Origin of the sequence: Methylophaga sulfidovorans, assembly GCF_900114205.1 — a bacterium.
Classification (GTDB): domain Bacteria; phylum Pseudomonadota; class Gammaproteobacteria; order Nitrosococcales; family Methylophagaceae; genus Methylophaga; species Methylophaga sulfidovorans.
This window is the reverse complement of sequence record NZ_FOSH01000001.1, coordinates 214,565-227,415: the sequence shown is the minus strand read 5'-3', so window position 1 is coordinate 227,415 and position 12,851 is coordinate 214,565. Positions and strand designations below refer to the sequence as shown.

The 12,851-nt window shown below is 43.8% G+C and carries 12 protein-coding genes; 3 read left to right on the top strand and 9 right to left on the bottom strand.

Annotated features, from left to right (window positions below; all coding sequences use genetic code 11):
- Positions 1-7: 7 nt before the first annotated feature.
- On the bottom strand, positions 8-1,408 hold the full coding sequence (gene mltF, locus BM232_RS01145) for a membrane-bound lytic murein transglycosylase MltF (protein WP_091711348.1): 1,401 nt from the start codon (positions 1,406-1,408) through the stop codon (positions 8-10).
- Positions 1,409-1,565: 157 nt separating this feature from the next.
- Between mltF and trhP the strand changes: the two genes are divergently transcribed.
- Entirely contained in the window at positions 1,566-2,912 is a 1,347-nt protein-coding gene (trhP, locus tag BM232_RS01140) for a prephenate-dependent tRNA uridine(34) hydroxylase TrhP (protein ID WP_091711347.1), read from the top strand.
- Here trhP and tadA read toward each other — a convergent pair.
- Together tadA and waaA are read right to left on the bottom strand one after the other, a co-directional pair.
- Complete coding sequence (gene tadA / locus BM232_RS01135) at positions 2,909-3,361, bottom strand: tRNA adenosine(34) deaminase TadA (protein ID WP_091711346.1); 453 nt, start codon at positions 3,359-3,361, stop codon at positions 2,909-2,911. The two genes, trhP and tadA, sit on opposite strands and share 4 nt — an antisense overlap.
- Positions 3,354-4,622 carry a lipid IV(A) 3-deoxy-D-manno-octulosonic acid transferase gene (gene waaA, locus BM232_RS01130; protein WP_091711403.1) on the bottom strand — a complete coding sequence of 423 codons (1,269 nt, stop codon included), beginning with the start codon at positions 4,620-4,622 and terminating at the stop codon, positions 3,354-3,356. Before waaA ends, tadA begins: the two co-directional genes overlap by 8 nt.
- A 76-nt stretch (positions 4,623-4,698) precedes the next feature.
- On the opposite strand from waaA, the gene lpxL reads away from it, so the two are divergent.
- Positions 4,699-5,616, top strand: a complete 918-nt coding sequence (gene lpxL, locus BM232_RS01125) for an LpxL/LpxP family Kdo(2)-lipid IV(A) lauroyl/palmitoleoyl acyltransferase (protein WP_091711345.1) — start codon at positions 4,699-4,701, stop codon at positions 5,614-5,616.
- On the opposite strand, the gene BM232_RS01120 is transcribed toward lpxL, so the two are convergent.
- The 4 genes from BM232_RS01120 to BM232_RS01105 all read right to left on the bottom strand — a co-directional run bounded on the left by BM232_RS01120 (position 5,617) and on the right by BM232_RS01105 (position 7,943).
- Positions 5,617-6,099 (bottom strand): acyloxyacyl hydrolase, encoded by a 483-nt coding sequence (locus tag BM232_RS01120; RefSeq protein WP_091711344.1) that lies wholly within the window; start codon positions 6,097-6,099, stop codon positions 5,617-5,619.
- Positions 6,100-6,229: 130 nt separating this feature from the next.
- The gene (gene rpsI, locus BM232_RS01115) at positions 6,230-6,619 is read right to left on the bottom strand and encodes a 30S ribosomal protein S9 (protein ID WP_091711343.1); all 390 of its coding nucleotides are present in this window, start codon (positions 6,617-6,619) and stop codon (positions 6,230-6,232) included.
- Positions 6,620-6,631: 12 nt separating this feature from the next.
- A complete protein-coding gene (gene rplM / locus BM232_RS01110; protein ID WP_007146942.1) occupies positions 6,632-7,060 on the bottom strand; it encodes a 50S ribosomal protein L13 in 429 nt (142 codons plus the stop codon).
- 85 nt (positions 7,061-7,145) lie between these two features.
- Complete coding sequence (locus BM232_RS01105) at positions 7,146-7,943, bottom strand: undecaprenyl-diphosphate phosphatase (protein ID WP_091711342.1); 798 nt, start codon at positions 7,941-7,943, stop codon at positions 7,146-7,148.
- A 132-nt stretch (positions 7,944-8,075) separates the two neighbouring features.
- On the opposite strand from BM232_RS01105, the gene BM232_RS01100 reads away from it, so the two are divergent.
- The gene (locus BM232_RS01100; RefSeq protein WP_091711402.1) at positions 8,076-11,933 is read left to right on the top strand and encodes a DUF3683 domain-containing protein; all 3,858 of its coding nucleotides are present in this window, start codon (positions 8,076-8,078) and stop codon (positions 11,931-11,933) included.
- 69 nt (positions 11,934-12,002) lie between these two features.
- Here the strand turns inward: BM232_RS01100 and BM232_RS01095 are convergent, their stop codons facing one another.
- Both BM232_RS01095 and BM232_RS01090 read right to left on the bottom strand, forming a co-directional pair.
- Complete coding sequence (locus BM232_RS01095; RefSeq protein ID WP_091711341.1) at positions 12,003-12,347, bottom strand: HopJ type III effector protein; 345 nt, start codon at positions 12,345-12,347, stop codon at positions 12,003-12,005.
- A gap of 127 nt (positions 12,348-12,474) precedes the next feature.
- Positions 12,475-12,849 (bottom strand): YbaN family protein, encoded by a 375-nt coding sequence (locus BM232_RS01090; protein ID WP_091711340.1) that lies wholly within the window; start codon positions 12,847-12,849, stop codon positions 12,475-12,477.
- Positions 12,850-12,851 lie beyond the last annotated feature (2 nt).

Genomic DNA, 12,851 nt, shown 5'->3' with positions numbered 1-12,851 from the left:
GCTTTTTTTATAAGGCTGCCGGTAGTTTTTCATCTACATCAGGTATGGTTGGTGCTACCGGTGTAGTCATATCTTCATGATGCAATATGATATTTAAATAACGACGCGTATTTTGTACATATCTCACCGGCTCACTGCCACGAGCATAACCATGTTTTGTTTGTGAGTACCATTTTTTCTTTGAGAGTAATGGAAGGCTCTCCCTGACATCTGTCCATGAGTCGGGGTTTTTACCTAATTTTTGAGTGATAACTCTGGCATCTTCAAGATGACCCAGACCTGTGTTGTAGGCAGCTAAAGCAAACCAGGTGCGATCGGGGTCTTTAATACGCTCAGGCAAACGACTATATAAAGAAGCTAAATAGGCTGCACCAGCAAAGATACTTTGTTCAGGATCTTCGCGGTCGGTCACTCCCATTTGTTTTGCTGTAGAACGCGTTAGCATCATCAGCCCTTTTACCCCGGTACTTGAAACGGCTTCTGGATTCCAGTGTGACTCTTGATACGCCATGGCTGCCAGCAGGTGCCAGTCAAAACCATATTCATCGCCTGCGGCTTTGAATAAGTCTTTATATTGTGGCAAATGCGTTTGAATACGGCGATGAATGGCGCGGGTATCGACATAGTCAAAGCGACGAATATGCCCATAGTATTTTTCTATTAACTTATCCAATTCACCAGAGGCTTCAATATCGTGGAAAAAATCCACTACCTCGAGGTAGAGTGATTCATCATCAGTGGGAGCCATAGCCCAAGCTAAAGGTTGAGGATCAGAAATATCAAAAGCGACACGTAATTCAGGGAACAGTGACTGATTAGCTGACATCTCATTTGAGTCAACAATGGTGTAATCAATGAGCTCTAATTGCACCAGTTCAAGTAGACCTCGGCTGTCTAATTCCTTATTTTCTCGCCAGGTAAGTTCGGGTATCTCTTGCTGTAAGGCTTGTAACTGCTCTACATGACTACTGTCGGCAACGACTTCCAGAGTGCCGTTAACGATATCAGTGATATCTTTTGGCCTTTTATTACCATGTTTGTAGACAAGTTGCTGCGTAACTTCATGATAAACCGGTCCAAAGCGTAATAGCTCTTTACGCTGCTCTGTGACGGTTAATCCAGCGGCAGCAATGTCTGCGCGGCCTTCCTCAATCATATGCAGCATCGTGCCGAGATTTTCCGGCACAATAATTTTGAGTTTGACGCCAAGGCGATCAGCAAAGCGTTCAGCCAGCTCATATTCAAAACCTGCCAGAGCATCGTTACCCTTAACATAATAACTGGTCAGGCTATATCGGCTTAGCACGCGCAACTCGCCACGCTCTTTTATTTGATCGAGTTGTGGTGGAGCTTCTCCACATGCCGTCAACATGGCAGTAGCAAGTAGAGAAATGATCAATAATCTCAATGAGCTTCCTCAATGTTTTACCAGGCAACGATTATTACCTTATATTGATTTGAATGCATCCATTACCGAGTTATATCTGTGATGAGATTACTGTTTTTATTGGTTTTTTATCGATTTAGATTATAATTATCCACTTTTTTTCTATGGGAAATCATCGATGAATGCGCCAGAATTATTATTACCTGCGGGCAGTTTGCAACATATGCGTTATGCCTATGCTTATGGTGCGGATGCGGTTTATGCTGGTCAGCCACGCTACAGTTTGCGGGTGCGCAATAATGATTTCCATAAACTTCCTGTTTTGCAACAAGGAATTGAAGAAGCTCATGCCTTAGGTAAGCAGTTTTTTGTGGCAAGTAATCTTATGCCACACAATGCCAAAATTAAGACCTATATGGCGGATATGGAACCAGTGATTGAAATGCAGCCAGATGCGCTCATCATGGCTGATCCTGGGTTAATCATGATGGTACGTGAACGGTGGCCGGAAATGCCAGTTCACTTATCTGTACAAGCTAATACGGTGAATTATCAGGCGGTAAAATTCTGGCAATCAATGGGCTTATCTCGAGTCATTCTTTCACGTGAATTATCGTTGGATGAAATTGAAGAAATACGCCAGCTTTGTCCTGATATGGAACTAGAAGTTTTTGTTCATGGTGCTTTGTGTATTGCCTATTCAGGACGTTGTTTATTATCGGGCTACTTTAACCATCGCGATCCAAATCAAGGTACATGTACCAATGCCTGTCGCTGGGATTATAAAACCCATGCCAGTGATAATAATGATGATTCACCACAAAAAATCGAATTTAAAGCCTTCGACGCTATGAATCAGCATAGTTTTTCTGACTGCGGTGAGCAGGAAAGGCACCCCTTAGCTGACGATGTCTATTTAATAGAGGAAACCAATCGTCCGGGAGAGTTGATGCCTATTTTCGAAGATGAGCATGGTACTTATATCATGAACTCTAAAGATCTCCGTGCAATTCAACATATCGAGAGGCTGGTCAATATTGGTGTCGATTCACTGAAAATAGAAGGTCGTACCAAGTCTGTTTATTATGTTGCTCGTACTGCACAGATATACCGTCAGGCGATTGATGACGCTATCGCTGGACGAAAGTTTAATCCTGAGCTTATAGGTCAACTGGATAATCTATCGAGCCGTGGTTATACCGATGGTTTCTACCAGCGTCATCCGACACAAGAACAGCAAAACTATTTACATGGATATTCCAGTAATGAGCGACAACAGTATGTTGGTGAGGTATTAGCTTACGATGCTGCCAAACAATGCCTGGAGATCGATGTGAAAAATCGGTTTGCCGTGGGAGATAAGTTAGAGCTGGTGATGCCGGAAGGAAACAAAACCTTAGTGCTGGATAAGTTATTAAATAAAGAACATCACGAGATTGAACTGGCGCCTGGCAGTGGTCACAAAGTCTATATCCCTTATCAAGGACATGCACCGAAGAAAGCCTTAATTGCCAGATACCTTTAACGTCTGGCTTTAAAGAACTGTTTAATGAGTTGGCTACTTTCTTCTCGTAAAATATCAGTTTTACATTCCACCCGATGGTTTAGGTTCGGCAGAGCAAATGCATCTATACAGCTACCAGCAGCGCCTGTTTTTGGTTCTGCTGTGGCGTAAATGCAGCGCGCAATACGAGCATGTATTAACGCGCCAGCGCACATAATGCAGGGCTCAAGCGTGATGTAAATATCAGCGCCAGGTAAGCGGTAGTTTTTCATGGTTTGGCAAGCCTGCCTTAAAGCGATAATTTCGGCATGTGCAGTTGCATCCTGGCTGGCAATAGGTTGATTCCAGCCTTCACCGATGACCTGATTGTCTAAAACGATAACAGCGCCAACAGGTACTTCACCTTCTATTTCTGCATTACGGGCGAGCGCCAAGGCTCTTTGCATCCAATAATGGTCTTTATCAGACATGGATATTGTATTTGATTAAGTTAAGTAAGCGCTGGCTGGCGCCCTGGCTTTGTTTGATTAATTGTTGTCCAGCTTCACCCATAGCGGTGCGTTTTGGAGGATTTTTTAATAAGTCGATCACCGTTATTGCCAGCGTTTCTGCACTATCTACCTGAATAGCTGCTTGAGCGGTAATAAACTGCTGAGTGATTTCAGCAAAATTAAAGACATGAGGACCCACGATCACTGGACGGGATAATGCAGCCGGTTCAAGGATATTGTGGCCACCCGTGGGTACCAGGCTTCCACCGACAAAAGCGACATCAGAGCATGCATAGAATATCGGGAGTTCGCCCATACTATCGATGACAAGAATTTGAATGTCGCTCTTACATAAGCCATTTTCACTGCGACGTAGAATTTTGAAGCCAGCGCGCTGGCACAGAGAGGCTACTCTATCGAAACGCTCTGGGTGTCTGGGAACAATAATGAGTAATAAATCTGGCACCTCAGCACGGATTTGGCGAGAGGCATTCAGAATAATCTCATCTTCGCCTTCATGTGTACTGGCAGCAATAAAAACCGGGCGGTTTCCCCACATTGAGCGAATAGCTTCAGCCTGCTCAATAATCGTGGCCGATAAATTGACTTCAAATTTCAGATTGCCCACAGCATGCACTTTATCTCTATCCGCACCGAGTTCAATAAAGCGCTCACGATCCTGCTGGGCTTGTGCGGCAATCACTGAAAAGCTTTGCAGGGTTTCTCGTGTTAAAGAAGGTATTCGCTGATAACCTTTTAATGAGCGTGCTGACATTCTTGCGTTGGCCAGCACCAGTGGAATATTTTGTTTATGACAATGATGGATAAGGTTTGGCCATAACTCTGTTTCCATAATTACGCCAAATGCAGGCTGAATAGCTTGTATAAAGCGACGCATAATGAGCGGCAAGTCATAAGGTAAATAACAGTGCAGAACATCATCGGTATATAAAGCTTTTACGCGGGCGCTGCCTGTCGGGGTCATTGTGGTAATCAGTATTTGATGTTCAGGGTATGTCGATTTGATTGCAGTGACCAAAGGTCGACAGGCCTCAACTTCACCCATAGAAACAGCATGAACCCAGATAAGTGGCTTACTTTTGTCAATGCTTGGCAGAGTGATAGCAAATCGCTCATCCCAACGTTTGAAGTAGGCGCTGGCTTTTGTGCCGCGCCACAATAGACGCAGCAGGATAAAAGGTACAGCTAACGTAAAAACGATATTATAAAAAACTCTCAAATCAGACTCATAATGCAGCGAAAAGTAAGCAGGAATGATAGCATAGGCGCTACTTTGTGAAAGCAACAGAGCCTGAATGAACATTTTCCAGAAACAATTTTTGCACCCTCGCTATTGGCTGAGCTGGCTTGGGCTGTTACTCATGCGATTATCGGTCTATTTGCCTGCTAAATTACAGTACCGCATAGGCATGTTGCTTGGGCATATATTGCAACCCTTTATGCGTTCCAGAGCAAAAGTGGTGCGAAGAAACTTAGAGCTCTGCTTTCCTGAAATGAGCCAAGAACAGCGAGAAGTCTTGGTGAAAACAGTGCTGAAGAATACTGGCATGATGATGATCGAAACCGCTGTGAGCTGGTGGGCATCTGATAAACAACTTCATCGACGCGTGACTTACGAAGGGCTGGAACATTTAGAAGCTGCAAAACAAAAAGGCAAAGGTGTCATTTTGTTAACCGGGCATTTCACCAGTATGGAGATTGGAGGCCGTTTGATCATGCTACAAACGCCGGCTTACGTCATGTTCAGACACCTTAAGAATCCTTTGTTTAATGCCGTGATGATGCGTTCGCGAATTTACCATAGCGAGGGTATTGTGATGCGGGATGATGTCAGAGCTATGTTACGTGCATTACGCAAAAATAAAGTTGTCTGGTATGCGCCAGATCAAGATTTTGGCCCGAGAAATAGTATCTTTGCCAAGTTTTTTGGTGTGACTGCCGCGACTATTCCGGCCACGGCGCGAATGGTAAAAATGACGAAGGCAGAAGTGGTGCCATTCGTGCCTAAGCGTAATTCAGATGGCAGTTACCATATTCAAATTTTTCCAGCATGGGAAGCTTATCCATCTGGCGACGATATAGCTGATGCTCAACGTATTAATGATTGGCTCGAGTCGCAGATTCGACTCATGCCTGAACAATATTTTTGGCTACATCGCCGCTTTAAAACTCAACCCGATGGAAAAGGCCGTTTATACAAGAAGGTGCGATAATCAGAAACTGTAGCTTAGTATTAATGATTCAGCGCCAGGATTATTCTCACCGAGGTTAGCATTGGATAGATGATATAAACCTAAACCTAAGCGACTTTTATCACTAAACTGATAGGCAAGCTCGGCACCTGTTCTAAACTCAATATCGTAACCTAAATCTACCCCTCCACCTTGCTCATAAGCAGCTACAGCAAAGTGAGGCGTTAATATCCAGTTAGCGTTAAGGTAAAAATCATATCGGACTCCAGCATAGCCCCAATAACCCCCATCAGAAGTCAAGGTTGCCCCTAAAGTTGGAATCAAATTAAAAGCTGATTTTTGTGGGGCAAATCGATATTCAACACCCACCTCAGCAGCAGTATTATCATCGAAAACCTCAAAGGCACCGGCAGATAAAGCGATTTGTGATTCTTGTTCGGCAAATGATATTGAGGGGAGGGCTAAAGCCAATAAGATTGAGGCGCTACGAAGGTGTTTATTCATCGTTAGGTTCCATGCCAGAATTTAATAAAACCGCTTTATAACATGGGGTTTATTTGTGAGGCAATAAACCCAGCCATAAAAAAAGGCCACCGAAGGTGACCTTTTTTTGAGTCTGCAAAGCAGCCAACAATTAACGTTTTGAGAATTGTGGACGTTTACGTGCTTTGTGAAGACCAATTTTCTTACGTTCAACGGCACGAGCATCACGAGTGATAAAGCCTGCTTTACGTAATTCAGATTTTAATTCACTGTCGTATTCGACTAATGCGCGGCTGATACCGTGACGAATTGCACCAGCTTGACCATTATTACCACCGCCACGAACGGTGATTTTCAGGTCAAATTTTTCAAGCATGTCAACTAGCTCTAAAGGCTGACGAACAACCATGCGAGAAGTTTCACGACCGAAATAATCTTCAAGTGTGCGAGTGTTAATTGAAATGTTGCCGCTGCCTGGTTTCAGGAATACACGAGCTGTTGAGCTTTTGCGGCGACCTGTAGCGTAGTATGAATCTGCCATGACGATATCCGATTAGATTTCCAGCACTTTAGGCTGTTGAGCTGTATGAGGGTGTTCTGCGCCAGCGTAAACTTTCAGTTTGCCGAACATTGCGCGACCCAGCGGGTTTTTAGGAAGCATACCTTTGACAGCCGTCTGGATAACACGCTCAGGCGCTTTGTCGAGTTGTTTTTCCAGCGAGATAGACTTGATACCACCGATATGACCTGTGTGGTGATAATAAATTTTATCTTTCATTTTGTTACCAGTAACACGCAGTTTTTCAGCGTTGATAACAACAATGTAATCGCCAGTGTCGACATGGGGTGTGTAGATAGCTTTATGCTTTCCACGTAAACGACGTGCGATTTCAGTAGCCATACGGCCTAATGTTTTGCCGTCAGCATCAATAACGAACCAGTCACGACGAACTTCTGCTGGTTTTGCACTTATGGTTTTCATCCGCGAGTTGCTCCTGATAATTACGCAGGCGGGCTAAATAAAGAGGGAGAATATTACGCACTATGAAAAAAGCTGTCAACCTTATTTAAGTAAACAACCAAAACAATATTGCGCCAAGCACCAAACGATATATGACGAATGGCCACATCCCTATACGGTCAAGCATTTTTAGAAACAAGAAAATGCATAGATAGGCGCTAACGGCAGAAAATAATGCGCCAGCACTTAAAGCGAACCAGTCTATCACAAGTTGTGATTCAATAAGTTCAATAATTTTTAAACCACCGGCAAGCACGATAACCGGAATGGATAAAAGGAAGGAAAAACGGGCAGCCGCTTCACGTGTTAGACCTAGCATCAAGCCTGCTGTAATCGTTATGCCTGAACGTGATGTGCCCGGAATCAGCGCAACCGCTTGAGCAATACCTATAAATAGAACATCAAACCAATTCAGCCGACTTTCATTACGAATGCGTTTACCTTGCCAGTCTGCCCAGCCCAGCAACAGACCAAAAACGATAGTGGTAGTCGCAATGACCAGCGGACTGCGAAGACTAGTTTCAACCAGGTCACCTAAAAACAAGCCAGCCAAGCCAACGGGAATTGTGCCAAACAGTACTGCCCAGGCTAATTTACTATCACCGACGGTCTGTTTTTGCGCAACGGAGTGACACCAGTCAGCGATAAGCGTTTTTATTGTGCTACGGAAATAAATAATAACAGCCGTTAACGTACCGACATGGACTGCGACATCAAAGGCGAGTCCTTGATCCTGCCAGTTAGCAATAATGGGTAAAAGAATGAGGTGAGCAGAGCTGGATATGGGCAAAAATTCAGTCAGGCCTTGTAATAAGGCCAAGGCGATAATATGTAACAAATCCATAGTAAAAACAGTCGTCCGAAGCTTACTTTAATAAAAGGCTTAATTTATGTGGGTCATATTATAGTCGCGCCCGTGTTAAAATTGCCGATCTTAAACATCACTCTTACTTTAGAAAGAGGCTTATCTGTCAACATGTCTAACCGAATTCGCGAGATTCCGTACAACTATACCTCATTTTCTGATCGTGAAATCGTCATTCGTTTCCTAGGGGAACCAATGTGGGAGGTTTTGCAGCAGCTTCGCGGGCAGCGCAAAACTGGCCGCTCAGCGAAAATGCTGTTTGAAGTATTAGGCGATATGTGGGTTATTCAACGTAATCCATTTATCCAAGACGATTTAGTCGAAAACCAAAAACGTTGGGGCTCACTTCGTCATGCTTTACATCACCGACTGGATCAAATTCGCATCCGTGCTGAAGAAAATAATAATGACCTTGCTTTGCAACTGGAAAAAAATGCGCGTCAGGCTGTAGAACGGTTTGAACGTAACTTATTAAGCACTGCGGAACGCAGAAAAATGGTGATGCGTCGTTTATCTAAAACGACAAAAAAACACAATATTCAGTTTGATGGTCTGGCGCGTGTTTCACACGTGACCGATGCGACTGACTGGCGCGTAGAGTATCCACTGGCGGTGGTGACACCTGACTCTGAAGAAGAGATGGCAAAAATCATTGCTGCCTGTATCGACTTGGGATTAACGGTTATTCCTCGTGGTGGTGGTACTGGTTATACCGGTGGTGCTATTCCTTTAACGGCTGAAAGTGTGGTGGTTAACACTGAAAAACTGGAAGGTTTGGGCGATGTTATTTATCGCCATATTCCAGGTCGTGAAGAAAAAGTCCCTACTGTTCGAGCTGAAGCTGGCGTAGTCACCCGCCGCGTTTCTGACTTAGCTGATCGCAGTGGCTTAGTGTTTGCTGTGGATCCAACATCGCAAGATGCTTCTACCATCGGTGGTAACGTCGCGATGAATGCCGGCGGTAAAAAAGCCGTGATGTGGGGAACTGCTCTCGATAACCTGCTCTCATGGAGAATGGTGACGCCGGATGCGACCTGGATGGAAGTCGAACGGCTTAATCATAATCTGAGCAAAATTCATGATATCGAGTTCGCTGAATTCAAGGTGACGCGTTTTCAACCGGATGGTCAAACCATTATTGGTGAGCCTGAAGTGATGAGAATTCCTGCCAAAGAACTTCGCAAAATTGGTTTAGGAAAAGACGTCACCAATAAATTCCTTGGTGGTTTGCCTGGCATACAAAAAGAAGGCTGTGATGGTTTGATCACCTCTTCGGTCTTTGTGCTGCATCGTATGCCTGACTATATCCGCACAGTCTGTCTTGAGTTTTTTGGTAATGATCTAAGTAAAGCTGTACCGGCCATTGTTGAAACCAAAGACTATCTGGACAATAACAAAAACGTGTTACTGGCCGGGATGGAACATCTTGATGAGCGTTATGTGAAAGCGGTTGATTATTCAACTAAAGCACCGCGTTCAGTGGCGCCTAAGATGGTATTGCTCATCGATGTGGTAGGTGATGATGAGGATGCGGTAGCAGAAGCGTGTTCTGAAGTAGTTCGCCTCGCCAATGCGCGTGATGGCGAAGGTTTTGTAGCTGTCAGTCCTGAAGCTCGCAAACGCTTCTGGGCAGATCGTTCACGTACAGCGGCAATTGCACGGCATACTAATGCCTTCAAAATTAATGAAGACGTGGTTATTCCGCTGGATCGCTTGTCTGAATATAACGATGGTATTGAACGTATTAATATTGTTCAGTCCACACGCAATAAACTGAAAACAGCAAAAGCCGTAAAAACCTATTTAGGCTCAAATCCGAAAGAGTTGAAAGAGTGCGGCAATAAAGATCTGGGTGAAAGTGCTGAGAACAATGCCATCGTCAATTCCAAAAACGAAGCAGCATGTCAGCATGTTGATGTAGTCATGGCTCGCTGGCAGAAAATTTTAGATAGCCTTGATAAACCGGCTAAAGACTTGGCCGATTTGCTATCTGATACAGCGACAGCAAATATCATCGAAGGTGATACTTTATTTAATGTATTGCAGCGTCGGGATTTGCGTATTTCGTATCGTGATGAAATGGAAAAACCGCTTAAAGAGTTATTCCAGGGACAAGCGCTGAGTGTACTAAGAAATAAACTAGACAGTATTCATAAAGAAAACCGTTCAGGCCGTTTGTTTGTCGCCACACATATGCATGCCGGTGACGGTAATGTTCACACCAACATTCCTGTCAATTCTAATGACTATGAAATGATGCATGATGCGGAAGGCATTGTGGATGAAGTGATGGCATTAGCTGCGCGTCTTGGCGGTGTTATTTCCGGTGAACATGGTATTGGTCTGACCAAGATGCAGTATCTGGACAAAGCTACCATTGATGCTTTTGCCGGATACAAACAGAAAGTAGATCCTAATGGTCACTTCAATGCTGGTAAGTTATTAGCTGGCTCTGGACTGGATAACGCTTATACACCGTCATTACGTCTGTTAGAGCAGGAAGCGCTGATTCTTGAACAAAGTGATCTGGGTGACATTAATAATGACATTAAAGACTGTCTGAGATGTGGTAAGTGTAAACCTGAATGTACAACACACGTACCTCGTGCCAACTTACTGTACTCGCCGCGTAATAAAATTCTTGGTACCGGCTTGATTATTGAAGCTTTCTTGTACGAAGAACAAACACGTCGTGGCATTTCAGTTCGTCACTTTGAAGAGATGAATGATGTCGCGGATCACTGTACCGTGTGTCATCGCTGTTTGAATCCATGCCCGGTCAATATCGATTTTGGTGATGTCAGTATCAAACTGCGTGAAGTCCTTAAAAAACAAGGCAAACGTCGTCCAAATATTGGTACCTGGACATCAATGGCTTACCTGAATGCGACTGATCCGCTGACGATAAAAATCATGCGTAAAACCATGATTGAATGGGGATATCAGGCACAGAAAATGGCGCATGGTGTCGCTAAAACATTGGGGGTATTGGGTAGTAAGAAAAAACGACCTATGCCTACGACCGGTAGAACGCCGATTCGTGAGCAAGTCGTTCATTTCATAAAAAAACCAATGCCAACAGGTTTACCTACGCAAACCACTCGTGCCATGTTGGGAGTGGAAGATGAGAAGATGATTCCGATTCTGCGTGATCCGAAAAAGGTCAATGATGAATCAGATGCGGTTTTCTATTTCCCCGGCTGTGGTTCTGAACGTTTGTTTAGTCAGGTAGGGTTGGCAACATTAGCCATGCTCTATGAAGTGGGCACTGAAACTGTATTGCCGCCAGGCTATTTGTGCTGTGGTTATCCGCAGGCGTCCACTGGCGATCAGGAAAAAGCGACATCGATTTCGACATCTAATCAGGTGTTATTCCATCGTTTGGCTAACACGCTGAATTATATGGATATTAAGACGGTTATCGTATCTTGTGGTACCTGTATGGATCAGCTGTTGAAGTATCAGTTTGAAGCGATCTTCCCTGGCTGTCGTCTTTTGGATATACATGAATATCTGATGGAAAAAGGCGTGAGGCTGGAAGGTGTGGAAGGGGTTCAATATATGTACCATGACCCATGTCATACACCGATGAAGACCTATCAACCAACCTCAGTGGCCAGTACATTGATGGGTCAGGAAGTGGCATTAAATGATCGTTGCTGTGGTGAAGCTGGTTCATTTGCTGTGGCGCGTCCAGATATTGCGACCCAAGTGCGTTTCCGTAAAGAAGAGGAAATCACCAAAGGGATTCAGGATCTGACTGGTCAGAATAAAGCGAAAAATGGCAATGTGAAAATGCTGACATCATGCCCAGCTTGTCAACAAGGCTTGAGCCGTTATAGCGAAGATACTGGAATTGATACCGACTACATCGTGGTTGAAATTGCCAAACACCTGAAAGGGGATAACTGGCATAAAGACTTTATCGATAGTGTCAAACAAGGTGGTATTGAGCGCGTCTTACTCTAGTCTGATGACGTAAAAGCCATAAAAAAAGGGAGCTTTAGCTCCCTTTTTTTGTTTTAGTGGTTCTATGTATTAAAGGACTGTTAATGGTTCACCTTCAAATACCACGCCATCCCAACCGGTCTTCATAAAATGACGAATATTTTGATGATCATCACCTTCTGGATTAGCTAATACATCCTCACGATAGTACTTACCAAAGCAAGCTAATGTTTCATCAACGCTAAGCGAATGTATTTTGCCAAAGCCAAGAATTTTACATGAGCCATTATTTTGTCCGGCTTCATTCGTGGTACCGCCGTTTTTAAATGCGGTAGGGGTAAAGTCGTAATAAGCCTCTATGACGGACATAGTATCGTCAAATTCTATGTTTTCAGGGTGTGTTTTTAATTGCGTTAAAAAATCCTGCAATTCCATTTTATCTCCATTAGTCATCATAAAATTGAGTGAAAATTTCTACTACTTTGTGTTCAGTTCTAAATTGATTAACGTCAGCATCCATATCTTCATAACCAAGTGCTATGCCTGAAAGAATAAAGCATCCTTAGTTGGACTCCTTTATTCGATATATACAGGCTAATAAAGTCAGACCAATAACGAATAACATGACTTGTAACCAAAGCCGGCCCCAGACTGCTCCAATAGAAATAGCAAAGGACAGAATTATGATCAAATAGACCTTCTTTTTTACATCACGACGCATGCTATGAGTTTGCTGCCACTGTCTTAATGGCGGGCCGAACCATTTGTGGTTGAGGAGCATTTGATGAAACCGAGGAGAACTTTCAGCAAAACATGCCAATGCTAATATGAGAAAAATCGTGGTTGGCATCAATGGCAGAATAACGCCAATGATGCCTAGGGCGACAAACATCCAGCCTAGGCAAATTAAAACAAGATGTTTGATACGTGTCCTCATAC